Raw genomic sequence first — 20,868 nt, forward strand, 5'->3', positions numbered from 1 at the left:
CGCAACTATAAACCCACTAATTCATGCGATTCAAAATCTGTGAGTTGTTGAGCTATTGTGAGTCTTGCTTGCAGTTTCGCTACGCTAAACAGGTTGCGCAGATATTCTAAATGGGCAACAGCATTTGCCTTTTCGGTAGTTAATTGTATTAGGGTGTCCATCGCCTTTTGGTATTCTTGATTCACAAGTAACACTTCAAAACGACGAGATTTGCGTTGAGCATCATTTTTCAAATCCATATCAAAGGCGGCGGCGCGATCGGCATTACCTTCAAACCGATTAATTTGCAGCTGAACTGCCATTAATTGAGAGTCTACTTTATTTACTCTTTGGGCAGCTTGAGCGATGTCTTCGACAAGGGCTGTGCCCAACGCCGCTGGATAATGATTCAGTTGGTTTGTTAACATAGATGAATTGTGTTTACGCAATTTTACATACAAAATAGCAAAGACATGGTAATGAGTAGCTACGGTAAACGGGAAAGGTGAGGGAGTATTTTCTCCCCCGATCTCCCTTTATGCTGCTTCCCTCAGTTGAGGCGCTTGGATAGTCACCTCCCCAATATTTAAGGAAAGCTGTTCAGCGTGAGGTACTGCAGCTTGCTCTAATACTTGAACTTCAATATTTACACTGACTAAATAACTGCCTGTATCAGCACCAACCGCTTCGGCGACTAACTTGGCAATATCTGGGCGTTTAGCAGTCAATGGGTCACGTAAAATACACCGATCCCATTCATGCTTAGCAGTCGGATTAAGGCTGAGAATATAGTGCTTGATCATAGGACAAACCGTCGAACCCATCTCATAAGGCTGTCACACACCCGTTTTGTACTTTACTGGGCTTTGTGAACGCTATCTTAATTATAGTATATTTGTACTAAAAAAGCGAGTGAGATGGGCTTGGTTATTAGTGATTGCACTACTAACCACTAACAACACATCCTATAGTTTGTTACGGAAGAAAAATGGAAATTCCGGCTTGGTCAAAGGCGATTTTAAGGCGACGGCGATACTCTCTTGCTACACTCCATTGCTTGAGGGGTTGTGTTTTAATCCATACACGAATCAAGAAACCTTTCTCAGCAACAGCAAAATTATCTATTCCCAAAACTTGAGGTGTTTCCAGAATTTGATGATCCCATAGCGGATCTTCATCCATTTCCACACCAACTTTTTGAATTAATTTTATCGCCTGGTCAACATCGGTTTGGTATGCAACTGGGATAGTTAAATCGGCTCTTGACCAGCGACTGGAAAGATTGGCAACTACTTTGATTTCACTGTTAGGAATCGTAATTAAGCGCCCTTCTCCATCGCGTACTTGGGTCATCCGCAGATTCAAGTTTTCGACCAACCCACTGAAAGTTCCAACTGTAATATAATCACCTAAGGCGTACTGGTCTTCTAGAATAATCAAAAAGCCGTTGATCGCATCTTTTATCAGACTTTGGGATGCCAGGGACACTGCAACACCAACTAGACTTGCACCTGCCAGCAAAGGAACTAGTTCTACACCCAAAAATCCCAAACCTATGAGAGTACCAACTACTATACAGGTAATGGTGGCGATACTTTTGCTAACGCCAGAAATAGTAGAAACTCGCAATTGTATACGTTCGGGAGCTTCCGGAGTCAATAAGACAGCACTATTGACTAAAGCAGAACTGAAGCGGTCAATCAAGGCATAGCTCAGACGTATTACCACATAAGTTCCCAGAGCGACAACACCCACTTTCAAAGGAATTTGCGCCCCAAAGATAATCGATTGCTGAAGCGCTCGTGTGTAGGGAAATAAACCCAGTATATAAAGACTTCCACCCCCCCAAATCGTTGCTTGGGCTAGCTGATACAGCCGCCTCTTGACCTCTGTAATATGTTTCTGTTCTTGTTGATTTAGCTGTATCGTAATCGGTCTAGTTGCTGCTGAAGCCGTGGTAACAGGCTCTGCCTTATATTTTTTGCGACGGTGTTGGTAAGAATAAACCCCCCAACTGAGAACAATCATCGCCACTCCAGCAGCTGCAGCAATTTGACCTTGTTGAATTAAAAACTTACTTTGTCGCTCCTGCTTTGCGCGTTTCAAACCTTCTTTCAACTTTTCAACGATTTGCTTTGCAACTGTATCGACAGTATCCTGTTGTTGCAAACTGGCATCGTAGTCATTGACGGTCATCAGATATTGACCATTAAGAAGAATTACTACAGTTTCAGTTACAGTCGTTTTTCCGTTCTTAGTCGTTGATTTCTTTTCTGGTGTAATCTGTACATTAGGTTCTGCATCAGATTTTTGAAAGTATTCCTGACTCAGTTGATCCAACCTTTGTTGGATATCTTGTGAACGCTGTGCCAAATTCCCTTTTGGTGCCGCTATCTGAAACAAACGCCTACCATCCAAAAAAACCCAACGTGTTTGTGGTGCTTTTTCTAATTCATTAATCAAAAAGTTAGGAGTTTGTAGGTTAGGTAATAAGGGAATCTGCTGCGCTGTAGCTTTTGGCATTGTCCCAACAGTGATCACTATTGAAGAAAAAGCGATCGCCACAAATTGAAAGCGCAATGGGCACCTCCTTTACTATTTCAACCCTGCTAGCTTAGCTAAAAATTTAGCCCGCCTAATCAGCCCCAGTAATTATACTGTCTGTAGTTAGATATTTATCAATTTGATGTTAATAAAAATTTATATGATTATATATTTTGTAAAAAAATAATTATGGGATGTTCCGTTGTTAAATTATTGGAATGCCACCACCAGCCACCAATCAATCATAAATAACAGAACTCAAGTTGACCTTTGAAAGGGGTGTAGGGGAGCCAGTGCCCTATGGCTTACGCCACGCCTTACGCCACGCCTTACGGCTATCGGAGAGAACCTCCGGTCACGCTGCGCTAACGCAGTCGCCTAGGTCGGGAGAGCCGTCATTCGCGCTGTCTCACCGTGGGCGGGTTTCCCGACTTGAGGAGCCACTGCGTTGCGGAGAGCAGCGCCTTGCGGGGGTTCCCCCCGTTGTGGCGACTGCGGAGGGTTCCCCCCGTTGTAGCAAGTGGCGTGCACCTGGCGTGGAAGAAAGTAAAACACTCTTACCCTAACTTTATTCCAAAGTTGTCGGAACCAACGAATTAACCATTCACTTACACCCCTACACCCCTACACCCTTACACCCTTACACCCCTAATTTATTGACATTCGCGCTCTCAAACGTCAAGCTAGTGCAAAGAACCATTAACTGGCTTTTTTGTGAGCAAATCTTGTTTCAGATTGCCAGTCTTGGAATACTCTAGTAGAGTGCGTAAGAATTTACGCCAATTTCTTTGTAATTGAGGAACTATTTGATGACCGCAACTTCTCCCCGATTAAAGCACGAGGTTAAAGACCTCGGCTTAGCTGCCTTGGGAAGACAGCGCATTGAATGGGCTGGACGTGAGATGCCTGTTTTACGGCAGATTCGCGATCGCTTCGCCCAAGAAAAGCCCTTTGCGGGCATTCGCCTTGTGGCTTGCTGCCATGTCACAACAGAAACAGCACATCTGGCAATTGCACTCAAAGCTGGTGGTGCAGACGCTGTGCTGATTGCGAGCAATCCCCTATCAACTCAAGACGATGTAGCTGCTAGCCTCGTCGCCGATCATGAAATTCCAGTCTTTGCCATCAAAGGTGAAGATAACGAAACATACAACCGCCACGTACAAATTGCTTTAGACCATCGCCCCAACATTATCATTGATGACGGTTGTGATGTCGTCGCCAGCCTGGTACAAAAACGCCAGCACCAACTTGCTGACATCATTGGAACCACAGAAGAAACCACAACAGGAATTGTCCGACTCCGCGCCATGTTTAGAGATGGCGTTCTCACCTTCCCCGCAGTCAACGTCAACGACGCTGACACAAAACACTTTTTTGACAACCGCTACGGTACTGGACAATCAACCCTAGACGGTATTATCCGCGCCACCAACGTTCTGCTTGCTGGTAAAAACGTTGTCGTTGTTGGTTACGGCTGGTGCGGTAAAGGTACAGCATTACGGGCGCGAGGACTCGGTGCTAACGTGATTGTCACCGAAATTGACCCCATCAGAGCAATTGAAGCGGTGATGGATGGCTTCCGCGTCCTGCCAATGGAACAAGCTGCAGCCCAAGGTGATTTGTTTATCACTGTGACTGGTAATAAGCACGTCATTCGTGGTGAGCATTTCGACGTGATGAAAGACGGCGCAATCGTCTCTAACTCCGGTCACTTTGACATTGAATTGGATCTCGTCGCCTTGGGAAGTAAAGCTAAGGAAGTCAAGACAGTACGTCCCTTTACCCAAGAGTATCGCTTGCAAAGTGGCAAATCTGTCGTAGTTCTGGGTGAAGGACGCTTGATTAACCTAGCCGCAGCAGAAGGACATCCTAGCGCGGTGATGGATATGAGCTTCGCCAACCAAGCTTTGGGTTGCGAATACCTCGTGAAAAATAAAGGTAACCTGGAACCCGGTATCCACTCAATTCCAACAGAAGTCGATCAAGACATTGCACGGCTGAAATTGCAGGCGATGGGAATTAAGATTGATACCCTGACGCCAGATCAAATTGAGTACACAAACTCTTGGACTTCTGGAACCTAAGCCCAGCTTAGAATTTGAGAGCGTCTAAAAGAGCGTACGCGAAGCGTCAAGCCTCCGGCTTATCGCTCTTTTAGTATGACGAATGGTGGGATAGGCAACTTGCTTATCCCGCTTTTTTTGCAAGGTAAGCAGCTCAACCTAATTAAACGTGAAATCTGAAATGTCATTACGAGCGGAACAGAGTGAAGCGTAAGCGCAAAGCGCACGCTAAGAGCGTTCGCGCAGCGTGGTCACTGAGCTTTGTCGAAGTGTGTCCTTTTGGGACTCATACCAAATTGCAATCAAAGGTAGTACCTGTCATTGCGAGTGAAACGAAGTGGAGCGAAGCAATCTCCCCTAAAGCGCTACTACAACAGAACGCAACTTAGTATCAGTAATCGCAAAGATTCTATTTTACGTTTTTCAATGTTAACCAACAAGAGCGATAAGCCGGAGGACTTCGGCGTGAGCGCTCAGTCGAACGCTTGACGCTTCGCGTACGCCCAGAAGCAATCCAAGCAATCTACGTGCTATTGGCACTGACAAAACACTGAACGCATTGCCCAAACAAAAGGTGTGTGATCCGCACAGGCAAGAAGAGCTAACTTATACAGCTACCTTGGTGGGCGTATAAGTCCTACATGAATAAAATTCAGGAGTTTGATGGATGCATCAACTGCGTCACCTCAACTGCTTCTTCTTGTAAATCCAACTCTCGATAGATTTGCAAACTTTCAGATAAAAACTGAGTTGCAATTGGCTCTGCATCAGGCTGATTTTGTTGGGCACGTTTTCTGTAAATTTCGCCCAAGAGCTTGAGTGCTGCGGCTTCCTGTTTGCGGCGGTTATACTCCTGAAAGATTCGCAGAGATTCTTGAGCGATTTCTTCCGCACGATTAAGATTTTGTAAAACCTCCACCTCTAAATAAGCACGAGCCATATCGAGAGCTTCATCGGCTCTATCCACTGTTTGCCCTAATTCAGTAAGATAAGTTAAGCCAGTGTGGTAGTATTGCTCGAACAGGACTACTTGTTCTTGTATTGATGAGTCGTCGCTAAGTAAGAAACGTAGGCGTTCTGAGTAGAGTGAACCGAGGATGGTGTAGTCATAAGCTAGATTATCCTTATAATCGCCTGTCGTATTAAGTTGAATTGCTTGATGAATATTAGATTCAGCTTGTGTTAATAATGTTAATAAGCTGAGAGCTACAACGTTATCTTGATAAGTTTTAGCTAAAAGGGTTTGAGCATAACCAAGTCTCCTAAGAGTCCGAGCTACATTATTATCTCGACCTAACTGTTGATAAACTTGCTTGCTTTGTTGATAGGAATTGATTGCTTGCTCATATTTCCCCCACTGCCGATAAATCCAACCTAACTGATAGTAAGCATCGGCAATACCGACTTGGTCATCCAACTGCTGACGAATTGCTAAGTCTTGGTTTTGGCATTCAATGGCTCGCGAATATTTTCCCCATTCTTTGTAAGAATCAGCCATCCAGTACCACTGATTAGCTACATTCTGTTCTTGATCTAAGTTTTGGTAAAGCTCTTTGCTTTGTTGATGATAATTGATTGCCTGTTCGTATTTACCCCATTCTTGATAAATTCTACCTAATTGATAGTAAGCACTGGCAATATTGACTTGGTCATTCAACTGCTGACGAATCGCTAAGTCTTGGTTTTGGCATTCAATGGCTCGCGAATATTTTCCCCATTCTTTGTAAGAATCAGCCATCCAGTACCACAGGTCAGCTACATTACTATCTCCACCTAACTCCTGATAAACTTCCTTACTTTTTTGATAGGAATTGATTGATGGCTCGTATTTACCCCATCCTTGATAAATCCTACCTAATTGATAGTAAGCAAGGGCAATATTTACTTGGTCATCCAACTGCTGACGAATCGCTAAGTCTTGGTTCTCGCATTCAATGGCTCGCGAATATTTTCCCCATTCTTTGTAAGAATCAGCCATCCAGTACCACTGATTAGCTACATTCTGTTCTTGACCTAAGTGTTGGTAAAGTTCCTTGCTTTGTTGATGATAATTGATTGCCTGTTCGTATTTTCCCCATTCTTGATAAATTCGACCTAATTGATAGTAAGCACTGGCAATATTAACTTGGTCATTCAACTGCTGACGAATCACTAAGTCTTGGTTTTGGCATTTAATTGCTCGCTCATATTTTCCCCATTCTTTGTAACAATCAGCTATCCAGTTCCATAGGTCAGCTACATTACTATCTCCACCTAAGTGCTGATAAACTTCCTTACTTGTTTGATAGAAATTGATTGCTCGCTCGTATTTACCCCACCCTTGATAAATTCGACCTAACTGATAGTAAGCAAAAGCAATATTGACTTGGTCGTTTAACTGCTGACGAATCGCTAAGTCTTGGTTCTCGCATTCAACGGCTTGTTCATATTTGCCGCATTCTTTGTAGCAATCAGCGATCCAGTACCACAGGTCAGCTACATTATCTCCACCTAACTGCTGATAAACTTCCTTACTTTGTTGATAGGAATTGATTGCTTGCTCGTATTTACCCCACCCTTGATAAATCTGACCTAACTGATAGTAAGCAAAAGCAATATTGACTTGGTCATCTAACTGCTGACGAATCGCTAAGTCTTGGTTCTCGCATTCAACGGCTTGTTCATATTTGCCGCATTCTTTGTAGCAAACAGCCAAATTGTACCACTGGTTAGCTACATTATTATCTCGATCTAACTGTTGATAAACTTCTTTGCTTTGCTGATAGGAATTGATTGCTTGCTCGTATTTACTCCACCCTTGATAAATCTGACCTAACTGATAGTAAGCATCAGCAATATTGACTTGGTCATCCAACTGCTGACGAATCGCTAAGTCTTGGTTTTCGCATTCAATAGCTCGCTCATATTTTCCCCATTCTCTGTAGCAAACAGCCAAATTGTACCACTGGTTAGCTACATTATTATCTCGATCTAACTGTTGATAAACTTCTTTGCTTTGCTGATAGGAATTGATTGCTTGCTCGTATTTACTCCACCCTTGATAAATCTGACCTAACTGATAGTAAGCATCAGCAATATTGACTTGGTCATCCAACTGCTGACGAATCGCTAAGTCTTGGTTTTCGCATTCAATGGCTCGCTCATATTTTCCCCATTCTCTGTAGCAATCCGCTATCCAGTTCCACAGATTAGCTACATTATTTTCTCGACTTAACTGTTGATAAATTTCCTTGCTTTGTTGATAGGAAGTAATTGCTTGCTCGTATTTTTTTGATTCTTGATATATTCGACCTAACTGATAATAAGCAAGGGCGACATTGACTTGTTCATCCAACTGCTGACGAATCGCTAAGTCTTGGTTTTCGCATTCAAGTGCTCGCTCATATTTTCCCCATTCTCTGTAGCAAACAGCCAAATTATACCACAGGTTAGCTACATTATTTTCTCGCTCTAACTGTTGGTAACATTTCTGGCTTTGTTGATAGGAATTAATTGCTTGTTCGTATTTTCTCCACCCTTGATAAATCCTACCTAATTGAAAGTAAGCACTGGCAATGTTGACTTGGTCATCCAACTGCTGACGAATCGCTAAGTCATGGTTTTCGCATTCAAGAGCTTGCTCATATTTTCCCCATTCTCTGTAGCAAACAGCCAAATTGTACCACTGGTTAGCTACATCCTTATCTCGACCTAACTGTTGATAAACTTCCTTACTTTGTTGATAGGAATTGATTGCTTGCTCGTATTTACCCCACCCTTGATAAATCTGACCTAACTGATAGTAAGCATCAGCAATATTGACTTGGTCATCCAACTGCTGACGAATCGCTAAGTCTTGGTTTTGGCATTCAATGGCTCGCTCATATTTTCCCCATTTTCTGTAACAAACAGCCAAATTGTACCACTGGTTGGCTACATTATTATCTCGAACTAACTGTTGATAAATTTCCTTGCTTTGTTGATAGGAATTGATTGCTTGCTCGTATTTCCCCCATTCTTGATAAATCTGACCTAACTGATAGTAACCACTGGCAATACTAACTTGGTCATCCAACTGCTGACGAATCGCTAAGTCTTGGTTTTCGCATTCAATGGCTCGCTCATATTTTCCCCATTCTCTGTAGCAATCCGCTATCCAGTTCCACTGATTGGCTACATTCTGTTCTTGACCTAAGTGTTGGTAAACCTCCTTGCTTTGTTGATGATAATTGATTGCCTGTTCGTATTTCCCCCATTCTTGATAAATCCGACCTAATTGATAGTAAGCACTGGCAATATTGACTTGGTCATCCAACTGCTGACGAATCGCTAAGTTTTGGTTCTCGCATTCAATGGCTCGCTCATATTTTCCCCATTCTCTGTAGCAATCAGCCAACTGGTACCAGTAAGTGGCTACATCCTTTTCTTGATATAAGTGTTGGTAAACTTCGCGGCTTTGTTGATAGTAATTAATTGCCTGTTCGTATTTACCCCATTGTTGATATACACTACCGATAATGTATAGAATAACCGCTTCATGTTTTAAGTTTTTGAGTTTTTTAGTAAAAACGAATGCTTTATGATAACAGTCTAGTGATTCTTCATATTTTTTCTCAATAGTTTGGCAGGAACCCCAAGATAGCCAAAAAAGGGCACTACTTTCCAAAATTTCGGTATTTTTGGCTTGATTGTAGTAGTTATTAGCTTTTTCATATTCTTCATTTTTTTGATGACAAAATGCTAAAGCCCAATTAAGAAATGGTTTGAGATAAGTATTTGATTCTTGGTTAATATCTTCTAAAAGCTCAATAGCTTTATCATATTTGTCTTCACGAATATAAGACACTCCTGTCATAAACTTTAATGCTATTTTATACTTCTCATCAGCTACATTACACAGTCGGCTAGCTTCAAGAGCAGGTGATATTTCTTTACCTAATTTTTCAACTAAATAAATAATATAAATAAATAGTAAAGGTTCTAAAATATTAATAATTTTTGTTACAGACTCAACCAATCCTGCTACTTCGCCGCAAGCAATATAAAAAACAGCAGTCTTTGCCTGGATACGATTTTCTTCCGATAGTTTTAAATCAGAAGCTAACTGTTTAAGTATGTGTATAACTTCACCTTTTTGGTTAAACAGTTCAATTTTGCGCAGTAATCTGAGGATTTGCGTTGTTACATCATCTTCTATACCGAGATATGTAATAACTAACTTACGAATTATCTTCTTACGAAGAGGACTGCTATTAACTTCAACTTCAGCAATAACCTGTCCTGCAAACAATAAATCTTTCAGTTGGAATTCTAATTGTCTCAAATTGTTTGCTGATTCATCCTCAGCCTTTAACCAGACAAGTTTTATATCATTTGGTGAAAAACTTTTAATTTTTATTTCGCTATATTGCAGCACAGGTTCATAATCTTCCAACTTGATAATGATAAATAGCTTCTCGATAAGCTTCTTAACTTGGTTGGAGGAATAAATTCCGTAATACCCCAAAGCTAACAAAATCGGCTCATTCCAGCGTGGCTCATGCAGATGTTCCTGAATCAGACGCAAAATCTCACTTAGCTCATTATCAGCAATATAACGAGCAGCAAAATACTCCTCAAACGTCAGGTGCATAAAGCCATAAACCCCAGGCATACGTTCCACAAATAAACCTGTGGTTTCCCGCACCTTCCGCAGAAACTCCGCGACTGCTTGACGGATAGAGTCCGAGTCCGGTTCAGCATCATTTATTTCCGCCAGTTGGGTTGCTAGTTTCTCTTCCACTTCCGCCTGCGTCACCAAACCGGAAGGTTTTTCCGAATGCATCCAATACGCTAGGGGTGCTAAAAGTTGCACAACCTCGCTTTCCTTTAACATCACTCTCGGTGCATCAGGTAATTTCTTACCGAGTTGCCAATCTTCTGTTAATGTTTGCACCGCCAACTCGTACAGTTTCACCCGACGGTTAGGTAAACGTTCGCCATTGCGGTGAATCAGCGCCAAAATTGTCAACAGCAAAGGGTTGGCCGTCAACCGCTTCACACCCTCATTATCTTCTATCGCCCTCAAGATGTCCTGCGCCTGCTCATCTCCTCTTCTTTGCCATTGCTCCTCATCGGCGTCTGGCTGCTGCTCTTGTTCAATCACTCGACACCAGCGATGCAAAAACCGCTCAACCTGTTCGCCGTCCATGTCCTCAATGGTGAACTCTGCAAACCGACTACTAAGTTGCACATCGTGGTAGCCAGCAATCCGGCTGGTAATCACAAATTTGTTAGCGGGGAACTCTTCGACAAACTGATTGATGCGTTCTACAATACGTTTGCGGCTTTTTTGGTCAAAGACTTCATCTAACCCATCCAGCAGCATCAAGCACTGTCCTTGGCGCATCGCATTTAACAACAGCAGCGCCATTTCAGTTCTCACTTGTTCCTCTGCTTGAAAATCAGCTTCCCACTGGCGGTAGAACTGGCGCAGATATTCCAGCAAAGTCAACTCTGGTTGTTGTTTCAGTCGCTCTGCATAGTCGGCAATACGAAAGAAAATTGGTAACAGAGTTTTACCTAACTCTTTATTCTCTTCATCAACAATCACTGTTTCCTGATTATCTCTTCTTGCTGTTGCAAAATGCAGCGCTAAGTAGCGCAGAAGCGTAGTTTTTCCCGCACCAGGAGCACCCAAAATCACACTATAAGAATGCTCCCGTACTGCTTCGGATAAGTCCACCTTTTGTATAACAGTTTTAGAACTTGAATGAGCACTTGAAACAGATACAGATTTTCGACTCAATGGTTCATAGTCATAATAACCAGGTTCATCCCAATCATCGAGACTGGCATCCATCATCCTCAATTTGTATCTATCCCCAGTCATCGTCTCAAGTTCCCGTTGACTGCGCTCAAAAGTTTCCGTAATTTCTTGTCGCCGTTGCGCTTGCAGAGAAACATAAATTTGGTCAAGAAAAATATCAACTTGGCGATTGACTTGCATCACGCCGCTCATTTTAAGATAAGAATTCTCGGCAATCAGCCACTCTAAATAAGGATAAAGTAAAGGATTACGTGTCTCAAACTGCACAACCTTTTCACGCCAATCCCAAAAATCAGGCGCACGATGACGAAACTCATCTAAAAACTGAGCTTTATTTAACCAAAAAATGAGTACTAAGTTTCTACCAAATAGCTCTTCTCTGCCCAAATTCAAGCGCTGCATCTCTACCGCTAAGCGCGGTGTAGGTAGTAAGTCAAGCCCAAACGCCATCACTAATTTGCGCTCTTCTTGAGAATTTTGCTGTTGACTGTCATCTAAGCTATAAAGAAAATTATGAAACGAGTTCTGACTATAAAAAAAATTGTCAGACTGAAAATATTCTTCACTGGTTTCTAAACGCTCCTGCAGCTTTTTTACAACTGGATGCTGGGGACTACTCTCTGGTGCGATGGCGAAAATAATTGTCGTCCCACTGGAAAGTTCCAATACGCTAACTAATTTCTCTAATTCTGCTTTGTCACATTCGCTCAGAGAATAGTTGGAGTCGTGAGAAATCATATAGAAAACCAGTGTAAAATTGTTTTTTATTAATGAAAGGACACGTATTTTATATTGATTTATATAGGGGAGCATCCCAATTTTGCAAAAATATGTTTGTCATTCTGAGCGTAACAAAGTGGAGCGAAGAATCTCAAACCTCCTCGAATGATTAAAATGCTACCCTGCGGGAAGCCACTTTGTGTCTACATTTCGCTTCGCTTCATTCAGCATGACAATAAAATTACACATTTGGGATGCTCCCTTTATATAGTCTTATGAACAGCTTGCCAACGCTGCAAATCCTCAATTAAGATAGGATTAATATCAAACCAAGGTTCCTGTCTTGAATTGTAATAACCTAAGACTAATTTGTTTTGTAAAAGTTCATCACAAATAATAAATTCACCTTTGTTCGGTAAGCTATGCGTTTTAGTTGTTAGCTTACCAGTGCAATGTACAGAATCAAGATCCGGATAGTGGTAGTCACTCAAATTATATTCTCGACGAACTTCTTGCACTGCCTCTTGAGCAGTTTTTAAATCTACTAAAATCAATTTATTCCGCAACCCAATTTCACAAACAGTACGTGCTAATCTAACTAAATCTCGCATCACACCGCCGCTTTTTTCACAAATGAGTTCCTGTGCATCGGGATTAAATAAACCCTTGTAACTATCACCTAAAGTATTAAGACGTTTATTAATAACATTATTGAGAATCTTCCTACCACTGGAATTATGATGACTTGTTGGAACTAAATTATCATCACACTCAAAAACAGGAGGATTATGTAAATCCAAACATTTTTGAAAGCTTTCCATCGGCTGACGAAAGTTTGGAGAATATCGTAGAGCAATAGGAATCGAATAGATAATATGACAGTTTAATTCTGTCAGTAATGAACTAGAAAACATCTCCAAAGCTGTTGCTTGGTCATGTCTATCTAGTCCATCAACAATAATTAGTAATTTTTGTTTTCTTTCTTTTTCAGCTTTGTCGATGATGGCATTGACTCGGTCAATAATATTACTTAGTGAAGGACGAACGTTAAGAGTTTTTGTGGATTCTTTAGTTAAACCGCGTTTGAGAATGAGTCCTAATTTGTCTAGAAAATTTGGTAATCCTAAACCTTCATTGTAGCTATCTTTATCTTGATACACTACAGTTGTTAAACTTTCTTGCAAATCTATTAATAATTTATCTTTGGTAGATAGCCAATTAGATTTAATAGCTTGATGCGCAATTTCTGACCCAATTAATACTACAACTTCCGCATAGCCAATATTGTAACGGTCAAGAGCCGTTTGTGTATCTATCCAGATAACTGTATAACTATCATTTAACTTTTGTTGCAATCGCCGCAGTTCTGTAGTTTTCCCCCCACCACGATGTCCAGCCAGTAAAAATTTTGCTGGCTCATCTTCCATAGCCAATAAGCTAACAAGCTTATCCACTGGACTATTATCTCTCTGGACATAAAACTTTTTCAGTTCTTCAACTGTAGCCAGAGGTTCCTCTAGCTTGAATAATTGGTAAGCAGTTCTCCAAAAATTGGTATTGCTCATGCTGATAAGAAATTGACTACAAGACTATCTTTTAGGAGCATTCCAAATGTTCGCTCTTTATGCCAAATGTAGTGCGAGCAAGATGCTCGCACTACGTTCACACCCATTGGGATGCTCCCTATCTTTTTAAATAGAATCACTGTTTTTCAGTATAACTAATAGCAGCTTGGGCTGAGAACCAGAATATTTAGTATAAAATTTCCTTAAACCTTCTACCCTCAGCCCCTGCTCGATCGCTGCCTATGTTTGGTTATCGTCAATTCTGCTCACCTATTTTGAACACACCAACAGACTTTTGCAATTCCCGCGCTATCTCTAAAGTTTTCTGTAGAGAACCTGATACATTGTAAGAGAAATCCGAAGTGCGTTCTGAAACTTTGGCAATATCGCTCATCAAAATAGCCACAGTATTAGAAGTCTGAGCTTGAGATACTGTTGTACTTGAAATCAATTGCAGTAATTGGTCAATCTGGCGAGACACCTGTGAAATCTTTGCAAGGCTAAGTTTGGCATCTTTGACAAGATTTGCTCCCTCCAAGACTTCGCTTCTTCCAAACTCCATTGCTTTAACCACATCGTTAGTTTCCACTTGGATGTTCTCTAAGATTTGTTGAATTTCTAGTGTTGCTTGGGCAGACTGCGCAGCCAATTGACCAATTTCGTCTGCCACCACACTTAACCCCCGATTTTCATTACCTGCTCGTGATATTTCTAAACTAGCGTTGATGGATAACAAGTTGGTTTGCAAGGCGATTTGGTTAATCAACGACACAACTTTGGAAATTTCTTGGGAAGATTGACCAAGACGGTTTACCTTGTGAGCTGTTTGTGTGACTGTATGTTGTAAATTCAAGATACTTTTGACAGTGCGATCCATTGCTACCTCACCCTCTGTAGCTATGTCAGAAGCGATCTCAGCGACTTCTGCCGCTTGATGGGCGCGATCTGCCACTGCTTGAATTGAGAGGGACATTTGATTAATCTCTGCAACGGTGCGGGTAATCTCTTGAGCTTGTTCGAGGGCTTCATTTGCCAGTTGCTGGGTGGCATTTGAGTTTTCTCCAACGGAAACATTCACCTCTTCGGCAGCTTTTTTGACAGCAGTGACGATTTGTCGTAAGTTCTCGATGATAGAGTTAAAAAAATCAGCTATTGTACCAATCTCACCTGCTGTCACCTCAGCCCTGACAGTTAAATCACCATTAGAAGCCGCTTCGATACTATTGAGCATTTGTATCAATCTTTTCTCAAGTGCTTCTTTTTGTTGACGTTGATCCTGCGAAACAGCCTCAACTTGTTCTAGGAGAGTCGCTTGATCTAGAGCAAATCCAACTTGGATTGCTAACTGTGCGAATAAATTGATTTCCCACTCTTGCCAAGCACGAGCTTTTTTACACTCATGAGCAACCAGTAAGCCAATTAGCTGCTTTTCTAGAAAAATTGGTGCGACTAAACTTGCCTTGACTGCAAATTTTTCTAAAGTTTGTATGTGACAAACTGTAAATCCTGCTTGGTAGATGTTATCAATAGCACGCACGCGACCATTTTTGTAGTGTTGTATGTAATGCTCACTCAAACAGGGATCATTCATCTGTGTATCGATCATTTTTGACCAACCAGCAGCAACAGATTCTGATACGATATTTCCATTCCAATCATCGTTAAAGCGATATACAACTACTCGCTCAGTTGCAAGTAAGTTTCGGATTTCTTCAACTGTTGTCTGGAGGATATCTTGCTGTTTTAAAAATTGACGAATCCGCAGGGTGATTTGTGTAAAAATTTGTGTTCGCTTGGCTTCAGCTTCTTTGCGAGAGGAGTGTTCTGCTTGTTCGGTGACTAGAACCTTGAGTTTATCTGCCATCAAGTTGATTGCAGGACCTAAAGAAGCGAGTTCGTCTTCTTCTGCATCAATTTGGGGTTCTCCTGAACCTGGTTTTCTGAGCACATTAGTTGTATTCAGGATTGGACTTATGCACCATTGAACTAGGAAAACAGCGATCGCAACTACCAAAGCTCCTATCATTCCAATCCAAAGTAGCAGGCTTAGGAATGAGTCTTGTTGGTTGGCAGATGCAGTAACTTTATTTACAGCAAAGATCACCTCTGAACTTAAGTTTGGCAAAACTCTTGGTGTTTTCCAAACCACGTAGTTTGTGAACTGGTATGCACTATCGATTATGTAGCGATTTAAGACTGCTTGCTGTTGTTCAAGAGTATTATGCCGTACCAGAGGATTTACCAAAATCAGTAGATAAGCCGCTATTTGAATTTTTTGATCATCCTCAAGGATCGCTTGAGGTACCTCATTCGCTATAGCAGAGGTTTTGGTTTGTTGAACTTCGGTTATTTCCTGACTAATCGATTGATTCCCAAAGTTATGAGGCGTAGTCCTAACTGTTACTAATGGAAGTGTGCCAATCGTGATAGCTAAAGCTGTCACTTTTAAGACAACACTTTTTCTAAGAACTTTAACAATACGAGTACAGTCAAGCTTCCGTGAAGGCGCTAGATTTCGCTCGTCGTATCGACGATGATTCAACATTATTCTACCTATTTATTATGTAATTTTACTGAAAATATCTCTTTAATTAGTTCGTATCGTAACAATATGGGTGTAGATACGAGTGTGATCATAATCACTAAAAAATAGTGACAGACGTACTATTATGAACCACTGTAATTTGCTACTTCCTAAGTCAGTGCAGGCCCGGTTTCTTTCGTCGTTTACATTGTAGCTGCCTATCACATAACATGCTAGTACACGACTACTTCTTTGACGAAAATTTACTAATATATTTTGTAAAAGAATCCCAATATCTGCTGTAATCTTACTTTAGCAATCTATACCTTATCAGACGATATACTTAAGAAATTTCCATGAGAAGAAATAGGATTCCTGTTCAATTGGTTTGGGCAGTAGTCGTCATCTGTGTGCTGCCTAGCTTGCTGAATCTATTGGGAGTAGATTTTGGTTCGCCCTCACAGACTTTTGACGTCTCACTGTCAAATACCACTAAGGACAAAGTGATTGATGTTATGCACCACACTTTATCTGGTAGTTTTACGCACACTATCTTAGAGTGGAGTGCGTTTTGTACAGCAATCTTCACAGTAATTTTATCTTTGATACACTTCTATCTTAAGGCTGATGTCGTTACTCCCATCATTGGAGTAGCACTTTTTAGCTCTGGATGCATGGATGCATTTCACACTTTGGCAGCTGATAGATTAATTCAGGGTGTCGCAGATAACCAGAATCTTATCCCCTTCACTTGGGCAATCTGCCGACTTTTCAATGCTGTGATTATGCTTGGTGGAGCAAGCTTTTTTTTGATTGCTCAGCCAGTGAGATGGAAAAGGGGTATCAGTTTGGTGGTACTTTCGAGTCTAGTTTTTGGTGTCATTGCTTTTTGGGTTGTATCTATCTGCGCCCACAGCGCAACTCTACCTAAAACTATATTTCCTAACTCTATAGTGACTCGTCCGTGGGACATTGCTCCACTGTTACTGTTTATCTTTGCAGGTTTTGTTGTTTTCCCTCGCTTTTACAACAAATATCCAAGTTTGTTCTCTCATGCGCTGATTATCAGCGTTATTCCCGAGGTAGCCACTCAACTCCATATGGCTTTTGGTTCAAAAGAACTGTTTGACAACCATTTCAACATCGCCCATTTTCTCAAGATTATTGCTTACCTAGTGCCGTTTCTCGGATTGATTTTGGACTATATACGAACTTATCGAGAAGAGGCAGATACAGCTAAGGAGTTAAAACAAGCTATGGGGGTGTTTAGTTCTATTTTGAGTGAGTCGCGGTAAACAGGTTCAGTACAAAGACTCTGAACAACTACAATCAAAAATCTAAAGATTAGATGTTTACGAAGTTGCCAGAGCCTTCATTTATACTTAAGCAGCACAACAAAGAGGGGCAGGTTTGAAACCCGCCCCCATGTCTTCCGATATTCTCCGCCCAACAGATGCTGCTACGGGCTTTAAGCTATGAACCAAATTCACCATATCTTCTAAAGACAGTGCTTGACGTGCATCCGAAACAGATTTTTCTGGCTCTGGATGACACTCAATAATTAACCCATCTGCCCCACAAGCTATAGCCGCTTTGGCAAGAGGTGCCACGAGTTCACGTTTACCAACAGCATGAGATGGATCTACAATCACAGGTAAGTGAGTTATCTGCTTGAGAGCTGCCACTGCTCCTAAATCTAGTACGTTGCGGGTGTAATTGTCGAAGCTGCGGATACCTCGTTCGCACAGTACCACATCAGGATTTCCGTGACTTAAGATGTATTCAGCTGCCATAACAAATTCTTCAATTGTCGCTGCTAAGCCGCGTTTGAGGAGTATCGGCTTACCTGCTTGTCCTAATGCTTTGAGTAAGTCAAAGTTTTGCATGTTGCGGCTACCCACTTGAAGCATATCAACATGGGCGGCGATCGCTTCTATTTGAGAAATTGCCATCACCTCAGTCACGACTGGGATATTGTAGTGCAGTTGCACTTTTGCCAAAATTTCCAGTCCATCTTCTGCCATTCCCTGAAAAGCGTAGGGAGAGGTGCGGGGTTTGTAAACACCACCACGTAAAGCCTGTACAGGTGCGGCGGATAGCTTTTGAGCTACCGTTTCCATTTGTTCGACGCTTTCAACAGTGCAAGGTCCACCGATAATCACCAATTCTGTACCACCAAAGGCGACTTTTTCTGAAAGGTTGACGACTGTTTGATGGTCAGGATGAGATTTGGCAGCTAGTTTAGCACTATTCATGGTTGAATTCTCCTAAAAAACAAGAAATCAGAGGTTGACATTAAAAAAGCCCAGAACCTTTGCTGTTCCGGGCTTGAAAGATTCATCGACATGATGCTATCTACCCAGAACTTATTGGGGACCAAAAATAAAAGCCATAAAACCAGGTTTTGAGATAGATCATCACGATGAAATAGAACTCCTTAAAAAAACAAAAACCGCAGAGTGCGCTCTGCGGTTCACCGGGCGGTTTCCATTAGGAAACTGAATTCACCCCCGGTGAACCACCCTAAACCAAAAATAAAAATAGGAATGACTGCGATACATTTGTTAGGCGCTTTGTTGGATAACTTAATTTTCACTCATACTTTATGACGCTAGCATAGACAACGAGTTCCGTCAAGAAAGCCATAACGCATGAAAAAGCGTTAAACTTAGTACAATTGATGCGAATTAAAGCATATTGCTAGTCAACGTAAAATGTCATTACGGAGCGCGCAGCGGGCAAGGGAGGGTATACGGTATGCAATATAGACGCGTTGCATTCTTCGTGTCCTCTTGGGATAAGCGCAGCTTCCCGTAGACCCCGTAGGAGGCTTACCGTAGGGTAGTGTAGCGAAGTAATCACAAAGATTCTATTTTACGTTTTTTTCTGTTGACTACTTATCATCTTCTTTACAGAATTTTAAAAATATATTTTTTTCATTGTTCATAGAGAAATAATAAATGTATGAATCCTGAACGAAGAATTGGATTATTTTCACCTCATTATTAACTCAATTAATACTTAAAAACATCCGATTATTAAACTGTAAAAATTTTTCTCTGTATACAACTAGGAACTAGACCAATTGCTAGCAAGTTGTTTTATTCCGGATTAAACTTTGAATGCATGAATGCGTGAATTGCTTATGATGCCCAGTACCAAAATTTTAACTACATCTTTTCATGATCAAGGAGTTTATCCCTGCCCAGTCTGTCGTGTGGGTAAGATTAGTCATATGCCACTTATGGAGGCTATGTCTTGTGACTTCTGCCAACAAATTTTTACTGCAAATGTAGAACAGCAACAAATTAAAATGCCATCCAGACAACCACCTCTGATTTGGTATTGGAATGGTTTTCATTGGACAGAAGCCCAAATAGAAGGTGTAGAACTTGGATGGGGCTACATGATAGCAGCAGTTGCTTTTGTACTCCTGCCAACTATTTTAATTGGGATAGTCGCTTATAATTTTCCACCATCACCAGAAACTCCCCTATCTTGGCTACCATATGTCTGGACAGCATTAACTTTTTTGTTACATTTAGCAATTATTATTTGGCTTTTGATTGAAGTTTATCAAATTCCAGTTGGGGCGTATTGGCGAGCTATACAACAGCGTTTCCTTGGTCGGTGATGATGAGATATATTTACTGTGCGGACGGGTTTCGCACCGCTCAAGACTTGCTCAGTAAGTTGCCTCACCCCGGTGAAAGCGGCTCCCTATGCCTACGGCACGGCTGCGCCGAACGGGTATGTCCTCTGGACACGCTACGCGCTCCACCAGTCGCGCCCTAGAGCACCGAAACCCTAGCCGAGCATTGCCTCACTGCAACGCACTGGCTCCCCGATGCCTTGAGGAGAGTGCGCTTTCTTCGCGGGTGGGGTATCTGTTGCAAACATTTTTTTATTGCTATTAACGAAGTTTTATTTTCTGGTATAGAAGCTATATAAGAATGGGAAAAATTATAGCAAGAGGCCTAAAAGTTACGACATAACAAAAAAAGTAAAAAAATATTAAGTAATATATTATTTATCATCAAATCAAGAAGCAATTCAAATTTAAATTACGCAAAGCATAAGGTTTGATACTTGTTTGTAGAATGCTTACTATATTCCCTCATTCCCTCGAAAGACTGTCTTTGTTAGTATGCAGGTATACTGTAGTAAAATAGAAAGTCACAACTACTCAAATGTTGTCTCCAGCTAAGCAAATATACTAAAACATATCGGCTTTAGCCAAAATCACCAAACAGCAAAAAAGTTTGACAAAAGATTCAGCCGCTAAACGGTTGCATCACTCATAATTAAGATAATTTCCAGCGAAACGTCTTATGAGCGAGTTCGAGCAGTATTATAGAGTTTTGGAATTAGAGCCTGGGGCAACATTTGAGGAAGTGACCCAAGCTTATAAAGATTTGGCTTTTGTATGGCATCCTGATCGCCTGCCAAAAGACAATACCCGTTTACAAGAGAAAGCGCAAAAAAAGCTACAAGAAATTAATGAGGCTCGTGAACAATTGCGCTTATCAAGCTTGAAGTATCAAACGTTACAATATTCTGCCTCACACTATTCAGCACCATCTGCACAGAAAAATCCAACCGAGAAAACCTATCAACATTCAGCAGCGTCTGCACAGAAAAATCCAACCGAGAAAACCTATCAACATTCAGCAGCGTCTGCAC

General features: G+C 41.4%; 11 protein-coding genes. 4 read left to right on the forward strand and 7 right to left on the reverse strand.

Going from position 1 to position 20,868, the window contains the following annotated elements:
- Positions 1-5 precede the first annotated feature (5 nt).
- From AC5JM2_RS04580 to AC5JM2_RS04590, 3 genes are all read right to left on the reverse strand, one after another.
- Positions 6-407: a hypothetical protein gene (locus tag AC5JM2_RS04580; RefSeq protein ID WP_244838605.1), complete on the reverse strand. Its 402-nt coding sequence runs from the start codon at positions 405-407 to the stop codon at positions 6-8.
- Positions 408-515: 108 nt separating this feature from the next.
- Positions 516-782: a hypothetical protein gene (locus tag AC5JM2_RS04585; protein WP_169266392.1), complete on the reverse strand. Its 267-nt coding sequence runs from the start codon at positions 780-782 to the stop codon at positions 516-518.
- A 172-nt stretch (positions 783-954) separates the two neighbouring features.
- Entirely contained in the window at positions 955-2,559 is a 1,605-nt protein-coding gene (locus AC5JM2_RS04590) for a mechanosensitive ion channel family protein (protein ID WP_495833735.1), read from the reverse strand.
- Between the two features lie 773 nt (positions 2,560-3,332).
- On the opposite strand from AC5JM2_RS04590, the gene ahcY reads away from it, so the two are divergent.
- Positions 3,333-4,610, forward strand: coding sequence for an adenosylhomocysteinase (gene ahcY, locus AC5JM2_RS04595; RefSeq protein WP_495833736.1), 1,278 nt, complete (start codon positions 3,333-3,335; stop codon positions 4,608-4,610).
- Positions 4,611-5,241: 631 nt separating this feature from the next.
- Here the strand turns inward: ahcY and AC5JM2_RS04600 are convergent.
- The 3 genes from AC5JM2_RS04600 to AC5JM2_RS04610 all read right to left on the reverse strand — a co-directional run bounded on the left by AC5JM2_RS04600 (position 5,242) and on the right by AC5JM2_RS04610 (position 16,206).
- Positions 5,242-12,114, reverse strand: a complete 6,873-nt coding sequence (locus AC5JM2_RS04600; protein WP_495833737.1) for a tetratricopeptide repeat protein — start codon at positions 12,112-12,114, stop codon at positions 5,242-5,244.
- A gap of 245 nt (positions 12,115-12,359) precedes the next feature.
- Positions 12,360-13,661 carry a P-loop NTPase fold protein gene (locus tag AC5JM2_RS04605; protein WP_495833738.1) on the reverse strand — a complete coding sequence of 434 codons (1,302 nt, stop codon included), beginning with the start codon at positions 13,659-13,661 and terminating at the stop codon, positions 12,360-12,362.
- A 256-nt stretch (positions 13,662-13,917) separates the two neighbouring features.
- Positions 13,918-16,206, reverse strand: coding sequence for a methyl-accepting chemotaxis protein (locus tag AC5JM2_RS04610; protein ID WP_495833739.1), 2,289 nt, complete (start codon positions 16,204-16,206; stop codon positions 13,918-13,920).
- Between the two features lie 335 nt (positions 16,207-16,541).
- Between AC5JM2_RS04610 and AC5JM2_RS04615 the strand changes: the two genes are divergently transcribed.
- Positions 16,542-17,480, forward strand: coding sequence for an MASE3 domain-containing protein (locus AC5JM2_RS04615; RefSeq protein ID WP_495833740.1), 939 nt, complete (start codon positions 16,542-16,544; stop codon positions 17,478-17,480).
- A gap of 87 nt (positions 17,481-17,567) precedes the next feature.
- On the opposite strand, the gene aroF is transcribed toward AC5JM2_RS04615, so the two are convergent.
- Positions 17,568-18,440, reverse strand: a complete 873-nt coding sequence (aroF, locus tag AC5JM2_RS04620; RefSeq protein ID WP_495833741.1) for a 3-deoxy-7-phosphoheptulonate synthase — start codon at positions 18,438-18,440, stop codon at positions 17,568-17,570.
- Between the two features lie 893 nt (positions 18,441-19,333).
- Between aroF and AC5JM2_RS04625 the strand changes: the two genes are divergently transcribed.
- Together AC5JM2_RS04625 and AC5JM2_RS04630 are read left to right on the forward strand one after the other, a co-directional pair.
- Entirely contained in the window at positions 19,334-19,819 is a 486-nt protein-coding gene (locus AC5JM2_RS04625; protein ID WP_495833750.1) for a hypothetical protein, read from the forward strand.
- Positions 19,820-20,516: 697 nt separating this feature from the next.
- The coding region (locus AC5JM2_RS04630) for a J domain-containing protein (protein WP_495833742.1) at positions 20,517-20,868 on the forward strand (352 nt) is incomplete at its 3' end.

The sequence above is a fragment of the Brasilonema angustatum genome (assembly GCF_059505445.1).